The sequence below is a fragment of the Streptomyces sp. Mut1 genome (genome assembly GCF_030719295.1).
GTDB classification, from domain to species: domain Bacteria; phylum Actinomycetota; class Actinomycetes; order Streptomycetales; family Streptomycetaceae; genus Streptomyces; species Streptomyces castrisilvae.
Map to the genome: position 1 here is coordinate 1,677,082 of NZ_CP120997.1, position 20,650 is coordinate 1,697,731.

Below are 20,650 nucleotides of genomic sequence, written 5' to 3' on the forward strand. Positions count from 1 at the left end.
TTTCACGGAAACGTGTGAGCCGCCACCTTTTCCAGCACCGTTTCGCTGGACTCGGACATGATCGCCGATGTGTACGACCTTGAAACACGCAAGCGCGCGCTGGCCCTCCTGGATCGCGGCCTCAGCCAGAACTCTGTAAGCAAGCAGACGGGCATTTCGCGGGCAGCCATTCGTTCTTGGCGGCAGCGGTTGGAGCCCATCGGCCGTGGACGGGCTTCGGAGTGCCCGCGATGCGCATCCCGGCCATTCGATGACCCGTCCGCGTACGCGTACTTACTCGGGCTCTACCTCGGAGACGGTTGCATCAGCCAGGGCAAACGCGGCGTGTACTCACTCCGCATCGCCTGTGCCGACGCATGGCCCGGACTCATCGACGCGTGCAGCGAGGCCATGCAGGTCATTCGGCCGAACAACAAAGTCTTTCGCGTTCAGCGGCAGGGCTGCCAGTACGTCACATGTCTGAGCAAGCACTGGCCTTGCCTGTTCCCCCAGCACGGTCCCGGCAAGAAGCATGACCGCACCATCGAGCCGGCCGAGTGGCAACAGGACATCGTGGACGCACATCCATGGGAGTTCATCCGGGGCCTCATCCACTCCGACGGCTGCCGGGTCATCAACTGGACCACCCGCACCGTCCGCGGCGAACGGCGGCGCTACGAGTACCCCCGCTACTTCTTCACCAACCTGTCCGCCGACATCCTGGACCTCTTCACCAGCACCCTCGATCAGGTGGGCGTCGAGTGGAAGCGCGCCAACGGCAAGAACATCTCCGTAGCCCGACGGGCATCCGTCGCCCTCATGGATGCACACGTCGGGCCGAAATACTGAGCGAGCCGCCCTACTTCGGGCTGTCGTCCTCGCCGATGTGGTGTACGCGCACCAGGTTCGTCGATCCGGCGACGCCCGGCGGGGAGCCGGCCGTGATCACCACCACGTCGCCCTTCTGGCAGCGGCCGATCTTCAGCAGCTCCTCGTCCACCTGGGCGACCATCGCGTCCGTCGAGTCCACGTGCGGGCCGAGGAACGTTTCCACGCCCCAGGTCAGGTTCAGCTGGGAGCGGGTGGCCGGGTCCGGGGTGAAGGCCAGGACGGGGATGGGTGAGCGGTAGCGGGAGAGGCGCTTGACCGTGTCGCCGCTCTGGGTGAAGGCCACCAGGAACTTCGCGCCGAGGAAGTCGCCCATCTCGGCCGCCGCGCGGGCGACCGCGCCGCCCTGGGTGCGGGGCTTGTTGCGGTCGGTGAGGGGCGGGAGCCCCTTGGCGAGGATGTCCTCCTCGGCCGCCTCCACGATGCGGGACATCGTGCGGACCGTCTCGATCGGATACTTGCCGACGCTGGTCTCACCGGAGAGCATCACCGCGTCCGTGCCGTCGATGACGGCGTTGGCGACGTCGGAGGCCTCGGCGCGGGTGGGCCGGGAGTTGTCGATCATCGAGTCGAGCATCTGGGTCGCGACGATGACCGGCTTCGCGTTGCGCTTGGCGAGCTTGACCGCGCGCTTCTGGACGATCGGAACCTGCTCCAGCGGCATTTCGACGCCGAGGTCGCCCCGGGCGACCATGATGCCGTCGAAGGCGGCGACGATGTCCTCGATGTTGTCGACGGCCTGGGGCTTCTCGACCTTGGCGATGACGGGGAGGCGGCGGCCCTCCTCGTCCATCACGCGGTGGACGTCCTCGATGTCGCGCCCGCTGCGGACGAAGGAGAGGGCGATGATGTCGGCGCCCGTGCGGATGGCCCAGCGCAGGTCGTCGATGTCCTTCTCGGAGAGCGCGGGGACGGAGACGGCGACGCCGGGGAGGTTGAGTCCCTTGTGGTCGGAGACCATGCCGCCCTCGACGACGGTGGTGCGGACGCGGGGGCCGTCGACCTCGATGACTTCGAGGGTGACGCGGCCGTCGTCGATCAGGATGCGCTCGCCGGGGGTGACGTCGGCGGCGAGGCCGCTGTACGTGGTGCCGCAGGCGTGGCGGTCGCCCTCCATGGGTTCGACGGTGATGGTGAAGTCGTCGCCGCGTTCAAGGAGTACGGGGCCTTCGCGGAAGCGTCCGAGGCGGATCTTCGGGCCTTGAAGGTCGGCGAGGATGCCGACGCTGCGGCGGGCCTCGTCGGACGCCTTGCGGACGCGGTGGTAGCGCTCTTCGTGTTCGGCGTAGCTGCCGTGGCTGAGGTTGAGGCGGGCGATGTCCATTCCCGCCTCGACAAGGCCCTTGATCTGGTCGTATGTGTCGGTGGCGGGTCCCAGGGTGCAAACGATTTTGGCTCGGCGCATGGTTCGACCCTAGACCTTACCTATGGGTAGGTAATTGGCTCTGTATGACTGTCCAACCACCTTTGAATGAAGGGTTATTGACAAGTGTTGAATTGTGCGGCGGCGTGCTCGGATGAGCACGCCGGGTCGTGCGGTGGGCGGGAATTCAGAGTTTCGGCGGGGTCATGGTGAAGCGGGCGTTCACCTGGGCGTAGACGGTCTGCTGCTGGGGTTCGAGGTCCATGGCGGGCGGCGGGGCGGCGGCGGCGCCCGCGAAACCTCCGGGGGCGGGGGGTGCGGCTGCGCCGCGCCGGGCGTAGCCGGCGGGGGCGGCGTTCTCCGCGCCGATGTCGGCGAGCTCCACCAGGGCGGCGAGCTCCGCGCCGACGGCTCCGGCGTATTCGCGGGCGCGCTGGACGGCTTCGCGGACGGCCTGGCGGCGGGCTTCGCCGTGGGCGGGTGAGGTGGGGCGCAGGGCCCACCAGGGGCCGCCGACGCGGGTCATGTCGAGGTCGCCGACGCGGGTGATGAATTCGCCGAGGGCGGTGAAGTCGTTGAGGACGGCGGTGATGTGGACGCGGCCGTGGTAGGCGCGGATCTTCTCGTCGCGGCCGCGCTGGGTGAGTTCGGGGGTGATGGAGAGGGCGCCGGTTTCGAGTTTCTCGACGGCGTTCCCGTAGCCGCGGGCGAGGTCGAGGACTGTGGTGTTGCGGCGGGTGAGGTCTTCGAGGGCGGCGCGGCGGTCCTTGCCGCGGGCGGTGACGGTGATGGAGAGGTGGGCGATCTCGGGGTCGACTTCGAGGCGGGCTTCGCCTCGGACGGCGAGGCGGGGCTGGTCGGGGGTGCCGTAGGGCTGGGCGGTGTCGGTCATGCGTTCACTGTGGCATCCCGGTGTGACAGTCGGTGCGTCTTCGTGGCGACGGTGGGGGGACAACGGGTGGTCATGGAACGGAAACCTGCCGGGGGTGTTGCCGGGGGTGGTGCGTGGGTGATTATCTACGCGCGTCGTCCGGCCGTATGCGTTCGATCTACACGCGTCACATGAGGGACAAACCCGCGCACGACGGAACGGTGACCGACGCAACGGTGCGCGGCTGAGCCGCGCACGACGGAACTTCGCACCAAGAGAACTGAGATGTGGGAGACGAGATGCCGCTGAACCGAAGGACGTTCCTGGGGACATCGGCCGCGGCCGGCGCGGGTGCGGTGATCGCGGGCGGTGCCGCGGCGCCCGCCCAGGCGCACGGTCGCGGGCCGGGTCATGGGCACGGGCATGGGCAGAAGCGGTATTCGTTCACCGTGATGGGGACGACCGACCTGCACGGGAACGTCTTCAACTGGGACTATTTCACCGACGCGGAGTTCGACGACAAGGACCACAACGACGTCGGTCTGGCGAAGATCTCGACGCTGGTGGATCAGGTGCGGCGGGAGAAGGGCCGTCACAACACGCTGATGATCGACGCGGGTGACACGATTCAGGGCACCCAGCTGTCGTACTACTACGCGAAGATCGACCCGATCACGGCGAAGCGCGGTCCGGTGCACCCGATGGCGCGGGCGATGAACGCGATCGGTTACGACGCGGCGGCGCTGGGCAACCACGAGTTCAACTACGGCATTCCGGTGCTGCGGAAGTTCGAGGAGCAGTGCGATTTCCCGCTGCTCGGGGCGAACGCGCTGGACGCGAAGACGTTGCGGCCGGCGTTCGCGCCGTACGTGATCAAGAAGCTGCGCACGCCGCACGGCCGGGATGTGAAGGTGGCGGTGCTGGGTCTGACGAATCCGGGGATCGCGATCTGGGACAAGGCGAACGTCGGCGGGAAGATGGTGTTCCCGGGTCTGGAGGAGCAGGCGGCGAAGTATGTGCCGCGGCTGCGTTCGATGGGCGCGGACGTGGTGATCGTGTCGGCGCACTCGGGTAACAGCGGGACGTCGTCGTACGGGGACCAGATTCCGTATGTGGAGAACGCGGCGGGTCTGGTGGCGGAGCAGGTGCCGGGGATCGACGCGATTCTGGTGGGTCACGCGCATCTGGAGATTCCCGAGTACTTCGTGGAGAACAAGAAGACCGGGAAGAAGGTCGTGCTCTCGGAGCCGTTGAAGTGGGGGCAGCGGCTGACGCTGTTCGATTTCGACGTGGTGTGGGAGAAGGGCCGCTGGGTGGTGGAGAAGGCCGGTTCCCGGGTGCTGAACTCGAACACGGCGGCGGAGGACCCGAAGATCACGAAGCTGCTGACGGGCGAGCACAAGAAGGTCGTGGCGTACGTCAACCAGGTGATCGGGACGTCGACGGCGGCGATGACGACGGCCGAGGCGGCGTGGAAGGACGAGCCGATCATCGATCTGATCAATGTCGTCCAGACGGAGACGGTGAAGGAGGCGCTGGCCGGTGGCGAGTACGCGGATCTGCCGGTGCTGTCGCAGGCGTCGTGCTTCTCGCGTACGGCTCGGATTCCGGCCGGTGATGTGACGATCAAGGACGCGGCGGGGCTGTATCCGTTCGAGAACACGCTGGAGGCGCGGCTGCTGACGGGCGCGCAGATCCTGGATTACCTGGAGTTCTCGGCGCGGTATTACGTGCAGACGGCCGCGGGTGCGGCGGTGGACCCGGAGAAGTTGACGAATGCGGACGACACGCCGGATTACAACTACGACGCGGTGTCGGGTCTGACGTACGACATCGACATCGCGAAGCCGGCGGGTTCGCGGATCGTGGATCTGTCGTTCGAGGGGAAGGCGATCGACCCGGCGGCGCAGTTCGTGCTGGCGGTGAACAATTACCGGGCGAGCGGCGGGGGTAATTTCCCGCATGTGCCGGGTGCGAAGCAGTTGTGGGCGAATTCGGAGGAGATCCGGAACACGATCATCGGCTGGGTGCAGGCGAAGGGTTCGGTGGATGGTGCGCAGTTCGCTTCGGTGGACTGGCGGCTGACGCGGGACGGTACGCCGGTGTTCTGATCCCGGCGGTTCGGGTGTGCTGTGGGCGGTCGTTCCTCTTCCCGGTGCGGGAGGTGGGGCGGCCGCCCTTTTCGCGTGTGTGGGTGGTCAGTTGTTGCGGGTGAGGGGGGTGGGGGTGGGGTTCTGGGCGGGGATGGCGGGCTGGGTGAGGCCGAAGGTGGTGAAGGCGGTGCGTCGCGGGAGGGGGTAGGGGGTGGTGCCGGTGAGGTCGTTGAGGATGGTGGCGCTGCGCCAGGCGGCGAGGCCGAGGTCGGGGGCGCCGACGCCGTGGGTGTGGCGTTCGGCGTTCTGTACGTAGATGTGGCCGGTGATGGCGGGGCCGAGGTCGAGGCGGTAGCGGTCGTCGATGCGGGGGCGGCCGGAGGTGTCGCGGCGCAGGTGGGGGGCGAGCCCTTCGAGGATGTGGTCGAGGGGGCGTTCGCGGTAGCCGGTGGCGAGGACGACGGCGTCGGTGGTGAGGCGGCTGCGGGTGCCTTGCTGGGTGTGTTCGAGGTGGAGTTCGACGCGGGTGTTGGCGATGCGGCCGGCGGTGCGTACGGCTACGCCGGGGGTGAGGGTGGCGTCGGGCCAGCCGCCGTGGAGGGTGCGGCGGTAGAGCTCGTCGTGGATGGCGGCGATGGTGTCGTGGTCGATGCCTTTGTGGAGCTGCCATTGGTGGGGGACGAGGGTGTCGCGGGTGGGTTCGGGGAGTGCGTGGAAGTAGCGGGTGTAGTCGGGGGTGAAGTGTTCGAGGCCGAGTTTGGAGTACTCCATGGGGGCGAAGGCGGGGGTGCGGGCGAGCCAGTGGAGTTTTTCGTGGCCGGCGGGGCGGGCGCGCAGGAGGTCGAGGAAGATCTCGGCGCCGGACTGGCCGGAGCCGATGACGGTGATGTGTCCGGCGTCGAGGAGGCGGTCGCGGTGGTGGAGGTAGTCGGCGGAGTGGATGACGGGGACGGTGCCGGCGTCGGTGAGGGGTTTGAGGGGTTCGGGGATGTGGGGTTCGGTGCCGATGCCGAGGGCGATGTGGCGGGTGTGGGTGCGGCCGGGTGAGGCGGCTTCGCCGAGGGCGTCGAGTTGGGTGTGGTCGACTTCGAAGTGGGCGGCCCGGGGGTTCCAGCGGACGGCGTCGACCCGGTGGCCGAAGTAGAGACCGGGGAGCTGGTCGCTGACCCAGCGGCAGTAGGCGTCGTATTCGGCGCGGTGGATATGGAAGCGCTCGGCGAAGTAGAAGGGGAAGAGGCGGTCCTGGGTGCGTTGGTAGTTGAGGAAGCTCCAGGGGCTGGTGGGGTCGGCGAGGGTGACGAGGTCGGCGAGGAAGGGGACTTGGAGGGTGGCGCCGTCGATGAGGAGTCCGGGGTGCCAGTGGAAGGCGGGGCGCTGTTCGTAGAAGGCGGTGGTGAGGGGGGTGGTCACGCCGTGGGCGAGGGCGGCGAGGGAGAGGTTGAAGGGGCCGATGCCGATGCCGACGAGGTCGTGCGGGCGGTGGGGGTCCTCGGGGGTGGGCCGGTCGGTCATCGCAGGGTGCTGCCTTCCTTGAGTTCGGTGGTGAGGTGGGTGACGAGGTCGAGGAGGCGGCGGAGGTCCTCGGGGGTGGTGTGGGGGTTGAGGAGGGTGGCTTTGAACCAGAGGCGGCCGTGGGCGTGGGTGCGGCCGAGTACGGCGTGGCCGCGGGTGAGGAGGGTGCGGCGGATGGTGGCGACGGTGTGGTCGTCAGCGGCGGTGGGGCGGAAGAGGACGGTGCTGATGGTGGGGCGGTCGTAGAGGTCGAGGGTGGGGGTGCGGGTGATGAGGTCGGCGAGGTGGTGGGCGGCGGCGCAGGTGCGGTCGATGAGGTCGGCGAGTCCGGTGCGGCCGAGTGCCTGGAGGGTGATGGCGATTTTGAGGGCGTCGGGGCGGCGGGTGGTGCGCAGGGAGCGGCCGAGGAGGTCGGGGAGGCCGGCTTCGGTGTCGTCGTCGGCGTTGAGGTAGGGGGCGTGGTGGTGGAGGGCGTGGAGGTGGCGGCGGTCGGGGACGGCGAGGATGCCGGCGGATGCGGGTTGCCAGCCGAGTTTGTGCAGGTCGAAGGTGACGCTGTCGGCGCGGTCGAGGCCGTTGACGAGGTGGCGGTGGGTGGGGCTGAAGAGGAGGGGTCCGCCGTAGGCGGCGTCGATGTGGAGTTCGGCGCCGTGTTGGGCGCAGAGGTCGGCGATGTCGGTGAGGGGGTCGATCTGTCCGGTGTCGGTGGTGCCTGCGGTGGCGGTGACGAGGAGGGGGGCCTTGCCCTGGTTGCGGGTGAGGGTGTCGTGGAGGGCGGTGAGGTCGATGGTGCCGGTGGGGGCGGGCACGGTGAGGGGTTCGGGGAGGCCGAGGAGCCAGGCGGCGCGGGCGGTGCTGTGGTGGGCGTTGGTGCCGGTGACGGTCTGGACGGGGCCGTGGCGTTCGCGGGCGAGGAGGAGGGCGAGTTGGTTGGCCTCGGTGCCGCCGGTGGTGATGACGGCGTCGGGTGCGGGGTGGTGGGGGTAGATCTCGGCGGCGAGCCCGGCGGTGGTGTCGGCTTCGAGGGTGGAGGCGGCGGGGGCCTGGTCCCAGGAGTCCATGGAGGGGTTGAGGGCGGAGGCGGCGAGGTCGGCGGCGGCGGCGAGGGCGAGGGGCGGGGTGTGGAGGTGGGCGGCGCAGAGTGGGTCGGCGGGGTCGGCGGCGCCTTCGGTGAGGGCTTGGACGATGGTGGCGAGGGCGTGGTGGGCGCCGGTTCCCTGGTCGGGGATGAGGGGGGTGAGGGTGGTGCGCATGTGGGGGGTGACGGTGTCGGGTCCGCCTGCGGGGAGGGGGCCGTCGCGGCGGCGGGCGCCTTCGGTGAGTGCGGTGAGGACGGTGTCGAGGAGGGGGCGCAGTGCGGTGGGTCCGGTGGTGGATCCGGCGAGGGGTGGGGTGGGCATGGGGTGGTTGGTCCTTCGGGCGTGCGTGGGTGGTGTGCGGGCATGGGTGTGCATGCCAGCTTGTCCGGTTTTCGGGTGGCTCTGCCGGGGAGGCGGATGATCTGAACTCGAAGGGGTGGCCGCGTGTGGATCGGTCCGGGTTGCCGGTGGTCGGGGTGGTATGCGGGTGTGCTCGTACGGGTGTGCCCGGCCTGCTCCTCGGTGGTGGGGCGGGCCGGGCACGGGTGGTGCGGGTCGTTCAGAGCATGTTTCGGGTCAGTGGGCGGCGCGTACGGTCAGGGCGCGGCGCAGGTCGTCGAGCTGGTCGGTGATCTTGCGGCGCAGGGCGGGGGTGAGGGTCTGGTCGGTGAGGGCTTCTTCGCCGAGGTGGAGGCTGTCGGTGTCGATGGCGTGGGCGGGGAAGGCGTGGGCTCCGGCGGCTTCGGCGATGGCGGGGCCGCGGCGGTTGGCGAGTCGGTTGGCGTCGGGGTAGTAGCGGGGCACGTATGCGCGGACGAGGTCGGTCTGTTCGGGCTGCCAGAAGCCTTGGGCGATGGCGGTGAAGAGGTAGTTGGAGAGGGTGTCGTCGCTGAACATGGCGTGCCAGGCGGCGGCTTTGGCCTCGGGGGTGGGCAGGGCGGCGCGGCAGCGGGCGGCGCCTTCCTGGCCGGTGGCGCTGGGGTCGGCTTCGAGGGCGGCGGCGATGGCGGTTTCGTCGGTGGCGCCGAGGACGGCGAGGCGGGTGAGGATGCGCCAGCGCAGTTCGGGGTCGAGTTCGGGTCCGCCGGGGACGGTGTCGTCGCTGAGCCAGCCCTGGATGGTGTCGGGCTGGGTGGCGGCGTCGATGAGGTGGCGTACGGCGGTGAGGCGGAGGCCGGGGCGGGTGCCGTCCTCGGTGCGGCGGATGAGGTCGCGGCACAGGGCGGTGAGGGTGGCGAGGGCGGCGGGCCGGTTGTCGGGGGCGGTGTACCGGGCGGCGATCTGGGTGTCGGCGAAGGTGAGGACGCGTTGGATGATGACGGGGTCGGTCTCGTGCGGGATGTGGGTGCGGGCGGCTTCGAGGTAGGTGGCGGGGGCCAGTTCGCCGTCTCGGACCATGTCGCGGGCGGCGTTCCAGATGACGGCGCGGGTGAGGGCGTCGGGGATGCCGGAGAGGCTGGTGAGGACGGTGTTCCAGGAGTGGGGGTCGAGGCGGATCTTGGCGTAGGTGAGGTCTTCGTCGTTGATGACGACGAGGGCGGGGCGGCGGCCGGGGCGGGTGAGGGGGGTGTCTTCGGGGATGCCGGTCTCGAAGCGTTCGCGCAGGACGAGGGTGGCGGGGCCGTGCCGGGTGTCGAGGGAGTGGTCGTAGGCGCCGACGCTGATGCGGTGGGGGCGGGTGCCCTGGTGGCCGATGGTGAGGGACCAGGTGGTGTCGGTCTCGGTGGTGTGTGCGGTGAGGGTGTCGATTCCGGTGGTGCGCAGCCACTGGTCGGCCCAGCCGTGGACGTCGCGGTCGGTGGCCGAGGCGAGGTTGTCGATGAAGTCGGCGAGGGTGGCGTTGGCGAATTTGTGGCGGGCGAAGTGGGTGTTGATGCCGGCGAGGAAGTCCTTTTCGCCGAGCCAGGCGACGAGTTGGCGCAGGGCGGACGCGCCCTTGGCGTAGGAGATGCCGTCGAAGTTGAGCAGGGCGGACGCGGTGTCGGGTACGTCGGCGGGGTCGGGGGCGACGGGGTGGGTGGAGGGGCGCTGGTCGGCGTCGTAGCCCCAGCCCTTGCGGGCGAGGGCGAAGTCGACCCAGATGCCGGGGAATGGGGTCTTGCCTGCTCGAACGGAGTTGAGGCCGTGCGGAAGGGTGGCTTCGGCGAGGGTCTGGTAGCCCATGTACTCGGCGAAGGACTCGTTGAGCCAGATGTCGTCCCACCAGGCGAGGGTGACGAGGTCGCCGAACCACATGTGCGCCATCTCGTGGGCGATGACCATGCCGCGGGTCTGGCGTTCGGTGTCGGTGACGGCCGAGCGGTAGACGAATTCGTCGCGGAGGGTGACGAGGCCGGGGTTCTCCATGGCGCCGGCGTTGAATTCGGGGACGAACGCCTGGTCGTAGGAGTCGAACGGGTAGGGCTCGTCGAACTTCTCCTGGAACCGGTCGAAGCAGGCCCGGGTGATGCCGAGGATCTCGTCGGCGTCGGCGTCGAGGTGGGGGGCGAGGGACCGGCGGCAGTGGATGCCGAAGGGCAGGCCGGCGTGCTCGGTGGTCACGGAGTGCCAGGGGCCTGCGGCGACGGCGACGAGGTAGGTGGAGACCGGCGGCGTGGGGGCGATGGTCCAGCGGCCGTTTCCGGTGTGCTCGGCGATTCCGTTGCCGAGGACGGTCCAGCCCTCGGGGGCGGTGACGGTGAGGGCGAAGACGGATTTCAGGTCGGGCTGGTCGAACGCGGCGAAGACGCGCTGGACGTCGTCCATGAACAGCTGGGTGTAGACGTACGTCTCGTTGTCGCTGGGGTCGGTGAAGCGGTGCATGCCTTCGCCGGTGCGGGAGTAGGTCATCGTGGCGTCGACGCGCAGTTCGTGGGTCCCGGCGGTGAGGCCGCGCAGGGGGAAGCGGTTCTCGGTGAGGTCCGCGGGGTTCAGCGGCTGTCCGTCCAGGCTGACCGAGCGCAGGGTCGCGGGCTTGAGCTCGATGAAGGTGTCACCGGCGGTGCGTGCGGTGAAGTCGATCACGGCGCGGGAGCCGAAGGTCTCCTCCCCCGCGGTGAGATCGAGTTCGATCGTGTATCGCTGTACGTCGAGGATCTGGGCTCGGGTCTGCGCTTCATCGCGCGTCAGTACGGACATGGGGACATGCTGCCGTATCCGCGGGGCGGCGTGCAGGCGGGTTCCGGCGGAACCGGGCGGGGGCGGCCGATCCTTTGAGGGCTAAGATTCTTACCCCATTGTGTACCTGCGCGGAGGGTGTGGCGGGATGGCGAAGGACCAGGACGCGGTGGCGTCGATCGTGGCGGACTGGCGGCGCGAGCGGCCCGAGCTGGACACGGCTCCGCTGGAGGTCTTCGGCCGGCTGCACCGGGCGTTCCTGCGGTACAGCACGGCGATCTCCCGGCCGGTGGAGCGCAAGGGTCTGTCGATGGCGGGGTTCGACGTGCTGACGGCGCTGCGCCGGGCGGGGGCGCCGTTCCGGCGTACGGCGGGTGAGCTGGCGGATTCCGGGCTGATCAGTTCGGCGGGTGTGACGCTGCGGATCGACCGGCTGGAGAAGGACGGGCTGATCCGGCGCGAGCGCGATCCGCAGGACCGGCGGGTGGTGCACTCGCGGCTGACGGACGAGGGGCTTTCGCTGATCGACGAGCTGTTCTCGGAGCATCTGGACAACGAGCGGCGGATGCTGGCGGGGTTGTCGGAGGCGGAGTGCGAGCAGCTGGCGGGGTTGCTGGAGAAGCTGGAGCGGTCGGTGCTCGACGCGGAGGGCGGTGCGTAGGCGCTCCGCGGGGCACCGGTGAACCCGGTGCGGGTGGGGTCCCCGGTCGGTCGCCGGACGGGCCTGGTTCGTGGGCGTCCTCGGCCTCGTGCGGGAGTCCCCGGCCGCCGGACGGGCTTGCCGCCGGCGGCCGGGGAGGGTCGTCAGGCCTTCGCGGCCTGGGTCTCCGCCTCTGTGCGGTACATGCGGCGGACTCGTACCACGCCCAGGTCGTGCTGGTAGAGGTTCTCCGCCTGGTCGGCGTCGGCGCGCAGGTCCTCCAGCATGACGCGGTCCTGTTCGAGGACCTCCCAGTGGCGGTCCTCCAGGAGCGTCTTGTACAGGAAGCGCCAGGTGTCGCGCTGCCAGCCGGTGACCTTGCGGTAGCGCCAGAAGAAGACGGAGCAGCGGTTCTCGTCGATGGGGGTGGCCATGCCGACGATGCCGAACGGGCCGCCGGGGCCGGCGGTCGGCGGGTAGGGGATGGTGAGGTCGACCCAGTCGACGCCGGTGCGGCAGAGCTCGACCCAGTCGAAGTTGACGCCGCTCTGGTCGGTCTTCTCGAAGAAGAACCCGCGTTCGGTCTCGCGGATGCGGAAGCGGGCGGTGGTCTGTCCCTCGGCCATGCTGTGCGAGTCGCGGTGGAGGAACGAGCCGTGCATGGGGTCGAGCAGGTTCTCGACGGCGTAGCGCCAGTTGACGTTCCACTCGGCGTAGCAGAGGAAGGCCGAGGTGCCGGGGTCGGTGAGCGGTTCGGGGAGGGTGAGCGGGGCGGGTTCGGCGTGGGTGTGGTCGCCGAAGTAGGCGAGGATCGCGCCGCCGGTCTCGATGAGGTGGGGGGCGGCGACGAGCTGTTTGCCTTCGAGGTTGCAGCCGGGCAGGCCGGGGACGGCGGCGACGGTGCCGGTGCCGTCGACCTGGACGCCGTGGTACCAGCAGGCGATGCGGTCGCCGAGGTGTTTGCCGAGGGAGAGGCGGGCGCCGCGGTGGGGGCAGCGGTCCTCCAGCATGTGGAGGGTGCCGTCGGCGCGGCGGAAGAGGAGCCATTCCTCGCCGAGGAGGGTGAGGCGTTTCATTCCGCCGGCGGGGACGAAGTCCGAGGGGCAGACGGCGTACCACTGGTTGCGGATGCCGGTGGCGAAGAGCCGGTCGGCGGTGCGGTCGCCGGGGCGGGCGACTTCGGAGGGGCGGGTGGGGGTGCCCTGCGGCACGGGGGTGGTGGCGGTGGTCATGGGTGTCTCACGCTCCCAGTCGGCGCATCTCGGTGCGGAAGGTGTCCTCGGTCCAGGGGCTGCCGTCGGGGGCGGGCAGGTCGCGGGCGTTGAGTCCGGCGACGAGTCCGGGCAGGTCGTGGGCTCCGCTGCCGAAGACCTCCTCGATGACGGCGGCGAGCTTCTTCTCGTACGGGGTGGGCTCGGCGGTGCGGGCCTGGTTCGGGTCGAGGTACTGCGGGCTGGTCGGGCCGGTCATGTCGGCTCCCTTCGGGGCGGTTCAGAGGTCGAGTACGAGGCGGGGGGTGCGGGAGCGGGAGACGCAGAGCATGATCGAGGCGCCGGCTTCGCGTTCGCCGTCGCTGAGGAGGAAGTCGCGGTGGTCGGGGACGCCTTCGAGGACCTTGGTCTCGCAGGTGCCGCAGATGCCGTCGCGGCAGGAGGAGGCGACGGGGATACCGGCGTTCTCCAGGGCGTCGAGCGCGGTGGTGCCGGGGGTGACCTCGACGGTGCGTCCGGTGCGGGAGCAGACGACGTCGAAGCCGGTGTCCTGGCCGTCGGGCCGCGGGGCGGCGGGTGCGGCGAAGCGTTCGGTACGGGCGTCGGGGCAGCGTTCCTCGACGGCGGCGAGGAGGGGTTCGGGGCCGCAGCAGTAGACCTGGGTGCCCGGTTCGAGGGTGCCGAGCAGGGTGTCGAGGTCGGGGTGGCCCTGTTCGTCCTGGGGGATGAACTCGACGGTGGCGCCGGGGAGCCCGGCGAGTGCGGTGAGTTCGGCGGTGAAGGCCATGGAGGCGCGGGTGCGGCCGCCGTGGACGAGTCGCCAGGGGGTGCCGGTGCGGGCGGCCTCGCGGGCCATGGCCAGGAGCGGGGTGATGCCGATGCCTCCGGCGATGAAGAGGTAGCCGGTGGCGTCGCCCGCTGGGTCGAGCGCGAAGTGGTTGCGGGGGCCCTGGATGTGGAGGGTCTGGCCGGGCCTCAGCTGGGTGTGGATGTGGGCGGAGCCGCCGCGTGAGGCGGGTTCGCGCAGGACGCCGATGCGCCAGCGGGTGGTGTCGGCGGGGTCGGAGCACAGGGAGTACTGGCGGATGCGGCCGCCGGTGTGCACGTCGATGTGGGCGCCGGGCTGCCAGGCGGGGAGGGGGGCGCCGTCGGGGTGGGTGAGTTCGATGCTCAGCACCCCGTCGGCCTCCCACGTCATGCGGTGGACGAGCAGGTCGAGCCGGGGTTCCTCGGCGGATGTCATGACGGGTTGCCTCCTTCTCCCTGGGTGTCGGCGGCGGTGGCGGTGGCGGGAAGCTTGACGGGCGGGGTGAACGGGGTGTTCATCGGGCCGAGCGCGACGAGGTCGATCTCGACCAGGGCCGGGCCGGGGGTGGTGACGGCCTCCTTGATGACGGGCCCCGCGTCGGCCTCGGCGGCGATCCGGGCGTACGGGAGGCCGACGGCGGCGGCGAGCAGGGCGAAGTCGGGGGTGGTGAGGTCGACTCCGGAGCGGCGGGGGAAGTGGCTGTCCTGCATGTTGCGCAGGACGCCGTAGCCGCCGTCGTTGAAGACGAGGAGGGTGAGGTCGGGCTTCTCCTGGGCGAGGGTGAGGAGTTCGCCGAGGTGGACGGCGAGGCCGCCGTCTCCGGCGATGACGACGGTGGGGGTGCCGGGGCGGCCGAGTGCGGCGCCGATGCCCATGGCGAGGCCCTGGCCGATGCCGCCGCCGCGCGGGAAGACGTTGGTGGCCGGGTCGGTGATCTCCAGGAGCCGGTTTCCCCAGGTGGACGACGGGATGGTGACGTCCCTGGCGATGACGGACCCGGGCGGGCAGGTGTCGCGGATCGCGTCGTTGATCGCCGCCTGCGGCCCGATGGCGTGGCGCTGCGCGGTGCGGGCGCCGGTACGGGCCTCGCGTACGCGCTCGGGCCAGCTCGGCTCCGTACCGCCGCTGGTGACGCGGCCCAGGAGGGCGGCGAGTACGGCGGTGGCGTCGCCGGTGAGGGCGACGGTGGCCGGGTACACGCGGCCGGGGGCGGCCGGGTCCAGGTCGATCTGGATGTGGGTGGCGGGGAGTTCGAGGCCGTAGTCGGCGGTCTCGTTGGAGCGGAAGTGGGTGCCGATGGAGAGCAGCGTGTCGGCCTCGGCGAGCAGGGCGCGGCCGGCCGGGGCGGTGGCGTAGTTGCCGAGGACCCGGTCGTCGGACTCGGGGACGGCGCCGCGGCCGGAGTTGGAGGTGACGAGTCCGGCGTTCAGGGCGTCCAGGAGGGCGGCGACCTCGGGGCGGGCGCTGTTGGCTCCGCCGCCGGCCCAGAGCAGGGGGCGGCGGGCGGCGGACAGCAGGGCGGCCGCCTCGTCCAGGAGCGCCGCGTCGGGCAGGGCGGGGGCGGGGGCCCGGGGCACGGGGGTGCCGGTGAGCCGCTGGGGCGCGAACTGGAGGTCGATGGGCCACTCGACGCTGACCGGGCCGTGCGGGGCGGTCAGGGCGCGGGCCGCCGCCTCGCGCAGGAGACTGCCGGCGTTCTCGGCGTCGGTGACGGTGACGGCGTGGGCGGAGACCGCGCGGAGCATGCCGAGCTGGTCCTTGGTCTCGTGGATGAAGCCGCGTCCGGAGCCGAGGTGGGCGCTGTCGATCTGTCCGGTGATGTGGAGGACGGGGGTGCCGGAGCTGAGGGACTCGATGAGGGAGCCGGCCGCGTTGCCCGCCCCGGTACCGGTGCTGGTGAGGGCGCAGCCGAGGTTGCCGGTGGCGCGGGCGTAGCCGTCGGCGGCGTTGACGGCCGCGGCCTCGTGGCGGACGGGGACGAAGCGCAGGTCGCGGTCGACGGCTTCGACGAGCGGCAGGTTGTGCACGCTGACGATGCCGAACACCGTGTCGACGCCCAGTCCTCGTAGCGTCTCGACGAGCAGGTCGCCGCCGTTGGGTCGGGTCATGTCGGGTGCTCCTGGTGAGGGGTGCGGGCAGGGGGTTATGCGACGGCTCGGTTGACGCCGCCGCAGACGTCGACGGTGGTGCCGGTGATGTAGGAGGCCCTGGGTGAGAGCAGGGCGGTGACGGCGTACGCGACTTCGTCGGCGTTGCCGAGGCGGCCGAGCGCGATGCCCCGGTCGGCGGCGAGTTCGGCCTGCCAGGCGGGGTAGTCCAGGGGACTGCCGGAGGCGGCGTGGCGGCGTTCCCACTGCCCGGTGTCGATGAGGCCGAGGCAGACGGAGTTGACGCGGATGTTGTCGGGGGCGAGTTCCTTGGACAGGGAGGTGGAGAGGTTGAGGATGCCGGCGCGGGCGGCGCTGGTGGTCATCAGCCGGGTCTCGGGCTGTTTGGCGAGGACGGCGTTGATGTTGACGACGGAGGCGGCGCCGGATGCGCGCAGGTGGGGCAGGGCGGCGTGCAGGGGGTTGAGGACGCCGAAGAATTTGAGTTCCAGCTCCTCGCGCCAGTCGGCGGGGGTGGTCTCGGCGAAGGGTTTCATCCGGGAGGCGCCGGCGTTGTTGACGAGGCCGTCGAGGCCGCCGAGGTGGTCGGCGGCGGCGTCGGTGAAGGCGCGTACGGCGGCCTCGTCGGTCACGTCGCAGGGGGCGTGGTAGAGCGAGCCGGGTCCGGCGAGGCCGTCGAGGGCCTTCGCGAGGGCGTCGGCGCGGCGGCCGCAGGTGGCGACGCGGGCGCCTTCCCGGAGCAGTGTGCGGACGGTGGCGAGGCCGACGCCGGAGCTGCCGCCGGTGACGAGGATGCGGGTGCCTTTCAGGCGGAGGTCCATGTCGCGGCTCCTTGCGGGTGGGTGGGCGGGGCGGTCTGCGGGGCGCTCCGCGGGGGCGGTTCGCGGGGGCGCTCCGCGGGGGCGCCGGGACCCCGGTGCGGGCGGTGTCCTCAATCGCCGGACGGGCTTGGATGTGCCGGGCTGGCCCGGATGTGCCGGGCTGGCTCGGATTCGTTCGGGGGTTGGTCAGTTCATCGTGAAGCCGCCGTTGACCGCGAAGGTCTGGCCGGTGATGTAGCCGGACTCCTCGCCGATGAGGAAGGCGATCAGGCCGACCAGGTCGGAGGGTTGCTGGGGACGGGAGATGGCCCGGTTCAGCCGGTACAGCTCGTGGCGTTCGGCCGGGATGTCCACGGCGGACTCCCCTTCCGTGAGGCCGGGGGCGACCGCGTTGACGGTGATGCCGAGGTCGCCGGTCTCGCGTGCCATGGCCCGGGTCAGGGAGATCACCGCGCCCTTGGACGCGATGTAGTGGGCGAGCCGGGGTGAGCCGTAGAGGGCGGCGTCCGATGCGAGGTTGACGATGCGTCCGGCGCCGTTGGCCCGCATGAGCGGGAGGAGGGCGCGGGCGACGAGCCAGGGGCCGCGGGCGTTGACCGTCATGATGCGGTCCCAGGTCTCGATGTCGATCTCGTGGAACGGTTTGCCGCCGACCGCGTTGGCGAGCCCGGCGTTGTTGACCAGCCCGTGGAGCCGGCTGCCGTCGTGGGCGAGGGAGTCGGCGAGGGCGGTGACGGAGTGCGGGTCGGCGACGTCGAGCGGGCGGTAGTCCGCGGTGATGCCGTCGGCGCGCAGTTCTGCCTCCGCCCGCCGGCCGGTGGCCGCGTCGAGTTCGGCGATGACGACGCGGAATCCGTCGCCGCCGATCCGGCGGGCCGCGGCCAGTCCGAGGCCGCGGCCGGCGCCGGTGACGACGACCGTGCGGGGGGTGTCGTCGGCGGCCATCAGTCGCGGGTGACGCCGTGCATCGGGGAGTGCTCGGGGTAGGTGGGGACCTGCGGCTTGCGGGTGCCGATGATGACGCAGAACAGGGCGTCGGTGTCGCCCTCGTTCTTCAGGGAGCGGGCCACTCCGGCGGGGACGACGATCATGTCGCGGTAGCCGAGGGTGCGGTACTCGCTCTCGCCGGCGCCGCGGTGGATGCCGACCCTGACCCGGCCCTCCAGGACGAAGAACGCCTCCTCCACGTCGTGGTGAGTGTGCTCGGGGCCCTCGGCGCCCGGCGGGAGCAGCATGTTGGAGAGGGTGAAGCCGCCCGAGGGCAGGATGCGGTTGTCGCTCTCGTGGTTGCCGGTGGCGCCGGAGCCGACGTAGCGGATCTGGGCGCGGCGGTACTGGGCGCCGGCCTTCTCCTGGAAGGACAGGGTGTCCCAGTCGGGTTCGCGGGAGTCCTTGGTGGCGATGAGGGAGTCGGTGAACTTCGCGAGGTCGCCGTTGTTCTCGTACGGGGTCTTGTCGATGGGCACGGGATGCTCCTCGGTGTATCGGTGGGGGTGGGGGTCTCGTCGTTACGCGGGAACGCGGGCGACGACGTGGAGGTGGGCGCGGACCCAGGCGTTGAAGGCCTCGGGGCGTTCCTGGTTGGCCAGGTGTCCGGCGCCGGAGAGGGTGACGTAGACGGATTTCTCCAGGCCGCCCGCCAGGATCTGGGACTCGTCGGTGCCGGTGACCGTGTCCTGCTCGCCGCACAGGACGAGGGCGGGTGCGGTGATGGCGGGCAGGTCGTCGGTGAGGTCGGCCCCGGCCATGGCCTCGGCGGCGTATCCGTAGCCGGGGTCGCGGACGGCGGCGGCCATGGTGGCGACGACGTGTTGGACGAGGGCGGGCGGTGCGGCGTCCGAGACGAGGCGGGGGCCGCGGGCCGCGGCGAAGGCGTCGGGTCCTTCGGCGGCGAGCTGCCCGGCCCGTGCGCGCATCGCCTTCGCCTTGTCCGGGTCGGTGCCGGAGCCCCGGCTGGAGTCGGCGACGATCAGCGAGGCGACGAGGCCGGGGTGGCGGGCGGCGAGGCGCAGGGCGATGACGCCGCCCCAGGAGACGCCGAGGACGTGGGCGGGGCCGCCGTGGGCGCGGATGAGGGCGGCGGCGGTGTCGGCGTAGCCGTCGAGGCCGGGGGCGTGGGCGGGGTCGGCGGAGTCCGCGTATCCCGGGGCGTCCCAGGCCACCACGCGTACCTGGTCGGCGAGGCCGGCGAGCTGGGGGGCGAAGGCGGCGGACGAGGAGCCGATGCCGTGCAGGCAGAGCAGGAGCGGGGCTTCGGGGTCGCCGGCTTCCCGGGTGTGGATTCCGGCGGCGGTCACAGGATCTGTCCCGCCCGGCCGACGACGGCGCCGAGGCTGCGGAGCACGGCGTGCGGGACGACCTGGCTGGTGGCGGGGTTGGCGGCGTCGGGCCGGTGTTCGACCTCGAAGCGGTATGTGCCGTGCGGGCCGGCCGCCTCGATGACGTGCCGGGTGAGGGTGGCGTCCGGGTCCGCGACGACGACGACCTCCACGAGGTCCGGGTCGCCGGTGGCGAGGGCGACGGACGCGGCGACGTTGGTCGACTTGGGGAACTTGGCCGGGACGTCGCGGGCGGTGCCGCGCATGACCTCGACGGGTTCGGTGGTGGTGTGCAGCCGGGCGGTGAGCGCGGCGTCCATCCAGGGCTGGTGGAGGGTGGCGGGGAGCTTGGTGGTGGTGAGGGTGACCGAGGTGAGGGGGCCGAGTCCGCGGACGGCCTGGAGGAGGTCGAGGCCGCCGACGGCGCCCCCGGTGAAGTAGACGCGGCCGGGTCCGGCGGCGCGCAGCCGGGCGGTGAGTTCGGGGTCGACCAGGGCTCCGGTGGAGGCGATGAGCAGGTCGGCGCCGCTGGTGAGGACGCGTTCGGCCCATTCGCGTACGACTCCCTGGCCGGCCGCTTCCACGACGAGGTCGCAGACGGCGAGGGCGTCGTCGAAGGAGAGCTGGGGTGCGGGGGCGTCGACCAGGGGCCGGTTGTCGATGACGCAGGTGAGTTCGGCGCCGGGGACGCGGCCTTCGGCGAGTGCGGTGCCGACGACGCGTCCGATGGCGCCCCAGCCGACGAGGCCGATGCGGCGCACGGGGCGGTCGGGACGGGCGGGGGTGTCCGGCCGGGGGGTGAGGGTGGCGGTCACGCGGTCACCTCTTCGGTGGTGTCGGCGGTGGTGTCGGCGAGAGGGCCGGGGGTGGCTTCGGCGAAGGGGCGCGGGGTGGCTCCGGCGAAGGGGCGCGGGGTGGCTCCGGCGAAGGGGCGCGGGGTGGCTCCGGCGAGGGGGCCCGGGTCGGGGGTGCCGGCCATGTGGGAGCGGATCGCGGGCGAGGGCGGTCCGGCGGTGCCCCACAGGTCGGAGAGGTCGGGGGTGCGGCGCCAGACCTTGGCGATCCAGGCGTCCTCGACGATCTGCGCGACCTCGGAGGTGTATTCGCAGACAAGTCCGGCCGGGTCGGTGAAGTAGGAGAAGGTGTTGTTGCCGGGGCCGTGCCGGCCGGGCCCCCACTGGGGGCTGATGCCGTGGTGGCGGAGCCGGCCGAGGCCGCGCATGAAGTGGTCGACGTCGCTCATCTCGTAGGCGACGTGGTTGAGGGAGGTCCACTCGGCCTGGTTGAACGCGATGCAGTGGTGGTCGGCGTTGCAGCGCAGGAAGGCCATCTGGTGCTCGGACCAGTCGGAGACGCGCAGCCCGAGCACGGAGGTGTAGAAGGCGACGGCGGCGTCGATGTCCGTGGTGTTGAGGACGGTGTGGGTGACGCCGACGGGCACGGCGGCGTCCCGGCCGCGCGGGGTGACGGCGTGGGTCTGAGCGCTGAGTTCGATCAGCCGGCCCTCGGGGTCGGTGAAGCGGAGCCCGTAGCCGCCGCCGGCCTGGTCGAGGGGGCCGGGACCGGCGACGGGGACGATGGACCGGGCGAGGAGCCGGCGGGCGGCCTCGTCCACCTCGGCGGGGGTGGCGACGGCGAAGGCGATGCGGCCGAGCCCGTTGTGTTCGCCGCGGGTCAGCTGGAGGACGTGGTGTTCCTCGCCGGTGCCGCGCAGCCAGGTGGTGTCGGTGTCGCGTTCGACGGGTTCCAGGCCCCAGACCTCCGCGTAGAAGTCGGCGGACTCGGTGAAGGCGGGGGTGCGGAGTTCGACGGAGCGCAGGGCGCGGAGCCGGGCGATCGGCTGGGGGTGGGGGTGGGGCATGG

At 71.4% G+C, this 20,650-nt stretch carries 18 protein-coding genes; 3 read left to right on the plus strand and 15 right to left on the minus strand.

Translation table 11 applies throughout. The features are described 5' to 3' along the window. Nucleotides 1-69: 69 nt before the first annotated feature. Entirely contained in the window at nt 70-828 is a 759-nt protein-coding gene (locus P8A18_RS07095; RefSeq protein WP_306060723.1) for a helix-turn-helix domain-containing protein, read from the plus strand. 10 nt (nt 829-838) lie between these two features. Here the strand turns inward: P8A18_RS07095 and pyk are convergent, their stop codons facing one another. Together pyk and P8A18_RS07105 are read right to left on the minus strand one after the other, a co-directional pair. Next, nucleotides 839-2,272, minus strand: a complete 1,434-nt coding sequence (gene pyk / locus P8A18_RS07100; protein ID WP_306052761.1) for a pyruvate kinase — start codon at nt 2,270-2,272, stop codon at nt 839-841. A gap of 145 nt (nt 2,273-2,417) precedes the next feature. Then, on the minus strand, nt 2,418-3,122 hold the full coding sequence (locus P8A18_RS07105) for an SIMPL domain-containing protein (RefSeq protein ID WP_018555616.1): 705 nt from the start codon (nt 3,120-3,122) through the stop codon (nt 2,418-2,420). 278 nt (nt 3,123-3,400) lie between these two features. On the opposite strand from P8A18_RS07105, the gene P8A18_RS07110 reads away from it, so the two are divergent. Further along, nucleotides 3,401-5,212 carry a bifunctional metallophosphatase/5'-nucleotidase gene (locus P8A18_RS07110; protein WP_306052763.1) on the plus strand — a complete coding sequence of 604 codons (1,812 nt, stop codon included), beginning with the start codon at nt 3,401-3,403 and terminating at the stop codon, nt 5,210-5,212. Between the two features lie 87 nt (nt 5,213-5,299). Here the strand turns inward: P8A18_RS07110 and P8A18_RS07115 are convergent, their stop codons facing one another. The 3 genes from P8A18_RS07115 to pepN all read right to left on the minus strand — a co-directional run bounded on the left by P8A18_RS07115 (nt 5,300) and on the right by pepN (nt 10,902). Continuing rightward, entirely contained in the window at nt 5,300-6,706 is a 1,407-nt protein-coding gene (locus P8A18_RS07115; protein WP_306052765.1) for a lysine N(6)-hydroxylase/L-ornithine N(5)-oxygenase family protein, read from the minus strand. After that, nucleotides 6,703-8,106 carry a pyridoxal phosphate-dependent decarboxylase family protein gene (locus P8A18_RS07120; RefSeq protein ID WP_306052767.1) on the minus strand — a complete coding sequence of 468 codons (1,404 nt, stop codon included), beginning with the start codon at nt 8,104-8,106 and terminating at the stop codon, nt 6,703-6,705. The genes P8A18_RS07115 and P8A18_RS07120 overlap by 4 nt, the downstream gene beginning before the upstream one ends. A 255-nt stretch (nt 8,107-8,361) precedes the next feature. Beyond that, complete coding sequence (gene pepN / locus P8A18_RS07125; protein ID WP_306052769.1) at nt 8,362-10,902, minus strand: aminopeptidase N; 2,541 nt, start codon at nt 10,900-10,902, stop codon at nt 8,362-8,364. A gap of 127 nt (nt 10,903-11,029) precedes the next feature. Between pepN and P8A18_RS07130 the strand changes: the two genes are divergently transcribed. Further along, nucleotides 11,030-11,542 (plus strand): MarR family winged helix-turn-helix transcriptional regulator, encoded by a 513-nt coding sequence (locus P8A18_RS07130; protein WP_018555611.1) that lies wholly within the window; start codon nt 11,030-11,032, stop codon nt 11,540-11,542. 143 nt (nt 11,543-11,685) lie between these two features. Here the strand turns inward: P8A18_RS07130 and P8A18_RS07135 are convergent, their stop codons facing one another. The 10 genes from P8A18_RS07135 to P8A18_RS07180 all read right to left on the minus strand — a co-directional run bounded on the left by P8A18_RS07135 (nt 11,686) and on the right by P8A18_RS07180 (nt 20,648). Continuing rightward, nucleotides 11,686-12,753 carry a Rieske 2Fe-2S domain-containing protein gene (locus P8A18_RS07135; protein ID WP_306052771.1) on the minus strand — a complete coding sequence of 356 codons (1,068 nt, stop codon included), beginning with the start codon at nt 12,751-12,753 and terminating at the stop codon, nt 11,686-11,688. A 7-nt stretch (nt 12,754-12,760) separates the two neighbouring features. Further along, entirely contained in the window at nt 12,761-12,991 is a 231-nt protein-coding gene (locus P8A18_RS07140; RefSeq protein ID WP_306052773.1) for a recombinase-like helix-turn-helix domain-containing protein, read from the minus strand. 21 nt (nt 12,992-13,012) lie between these two features. Next, a complete protein-coding gene (locus P8A18_RS07145; protein ID WP_306052775.1) occupies nt 13,013-13,975 on the minus strand; it encodes a PDR/VanB family oxidoreductase in 963 nt (320 codons plus the stop codon). After that, nucleotides 13,972-15,648 carry a thiamine pyrophosphate-binding protein gene (locus P8A18_RS07150; protein WP_306052777.1) on the minus strand — a complete coding sequence of 559 codons (1,677 nt, stop codon included), beginning with the start codon at nt 15,646-15,648 and terminating at the stop codon, nt 13,972-13,974. The genes P8A18_RS07145 and P8A18_RS07150 overlap by 4 nt, the downstream gene beginning before the upstream one ends. Before the next feature lie 35 nt (nt 15,649-15,683). Then, nucleotides 15,684-16,469 carry an SDR family oxidoreductase gene (locus P8A18_RS07155; protein WP_018555606.1) on the minus strand — a complete coding sequence of 262 codons (786 nt, stop codon included), beginning with the start codon at nt 16,467-16,469 and terminating at the stop codon, nt 15,684-15,686. Nucleotides 16,470-16,655: 186 nt separating this feature from the next. Further along, nucleotides 16,656-17,414, minus strand: a complete 759-nt coding sequence (locus P8A18_RS07160) for an SDR family oxidoreductase (protein ID WP_306052779.1) — start codon at nt 17,412-17,414, stop codon at nt 16,656-16,658. Further along, nucleotides 17,414-17,935, minus strand: coding sequence for a cupin domain-containing protein (locus P8A18_RS07165; protein ID WP_371933645.1), 522 nt, complete (start codon nt 17,933-17,935; stop codon nt 17,414-17,416). The genes P8A18_RS07160 and P8A18_RS07165 overlap by 1 nt, the downstream gene beginning before the upstream one ends. Nucleotides 17,936-17,977: 42 nt before the next feature. After that, nucleotides 17,978-18,766, minus strand: a complete 789-nt coding sequence (locus P8A18_RS07170) for an alpha/beta fold hydrolase (protein ID WP_306052781.1) — start codon at nt 18,764-18,766, stop codon at nt 17,978-17,980. Then, nucleotides 18,763-19,602: an aspartate dehydrogenase domain-containing protein gene (locus tag P8A18_RS07175; RefSeq protein WP_018555602.1), complete on the minus strand. Its 840-nt coding sequence runs from the start codon at nt 19,600-19,602 to the stop codon at nt 18,763-18,765. Before P8A18_RS07175 ends, P8A18_RS07170 begins: the two co-directional genes overlap by 4 nt. Continuing rightward, nucleotides 19,599-20,648 (minus strand): VOC family protein, encoded by a 1,050-nt coding sequence (locus tag P8A18_RS07180; RefSeq protein WP_306052783.1) that lies wholly within the window; start codon nt 20,646-20,648, stop codon nt 19,599-19,601. The genes P8A18_RS07175 and P8A18_RS07180 overlap by 4 nt, the downstream gene beginning before the upstream one ends. Nucleotides 20,649-20,650: the final 2 nt, after the last annotated feature.

Bases quoted from the DNA above. Each gene is read 5' to 3' on its own strand.
- pyk (WP_306052761.1), bottom strand. From the start codon at position 2,272: ATGCGCCGAGCCAAAATCGTTTGCACCCTGGGACCCGCCACCGACACA.
- P8A18_RS07105 (WP_018555616.1), bottom strand. From the start codon at position 3,122: ATGACCGACACCGCCCAGCCCTACGGCACCCCCGACCAGCCCCGCCTC.
- P8A18_RS07110 (WP_306052763.1), top strand. From the start codon at position 3,401: ATGCCGCTGAACCGAAGGACGTTCCTGGGGACATCGGCCGCGGCCGGC.
- P8A18_RS07115 (WP_306052765.1), bottom strand. From the start codon at position 6,706: ATGACCGACCGGCCCACCCCCGAGGACCCCCACCGCCCGCACGACCTC.
- P8A18_RS07120 (WP_306052767.1), bottom strand. From the start codon at position 8,106: ATGCCCACCCCACCCCTCGCCGGATCCACCACCGGACCCACCGCACTG.
- pepN (WP_306052769.1), bottom strand. From the start codon at position 10,902: ATGTCCGTACTGACGCGCGATGAAGCGCAGACCCGAGCCCAGATCCTC.
- P8A18_RS07130 (WP_018555611.1), top strand. From the start codon at position 11,030: ATGGCGAAGGACCAGGACGCGGTGGCGTCGATCGTGGCGGACTGGCGG.
- P8A18_RS07135 (WP_306052771.1), bottom strand. From the start codon at position 12,753: ATGACCACCGCCACCACCCCCGTGCCGCAGGGCACCCCCACCCGCCCC.
- P8A18_RS07140 (WP_306052773.1), bottom strand. From the start codon at position 12,991: ATGACCGGCCCGACCAGCCCGCAGTACCTCGACCCGAACCAGGCCCGC.
- P8A18_RS07145 (WP_306052775.1), bottom strand. From the start codon at position 13,975: ATGACATCCGCCGAGGAACCCCGGCTCGACCTGCTCGTCCACCGCATG.
- P8A18_RS07150 (WP_306052777.1), bottom strand. From the start codon at position 15,648: ATGACCCGACCCAACGGCGGCGACCTGCTCGTCGAGACGCTACGAGGA.
- P8A18_RS07155 (WP_018555606.1), bottom strand. From the start codon at position 16,469: ATGGACCTCCGCCTGAAAGGCACCCGCATCCTCGTCACCGGCGGCAGC.
- P8A18_RS07160 (WP_306052779.1), bottom strand. From the start codon at position 17,414: ATGGCCGCCGACGACACCCCCCGCACGGTCGTCGTCACCGGCGCCGGC.
- P8A18_RS07180 (WP_306052783.1), bottom strand. From the start codon at position 20,648: ATGCCCCACCCCCACCCCCAGCCGATCGCCCGGCTCCGCGCCCTGCGC.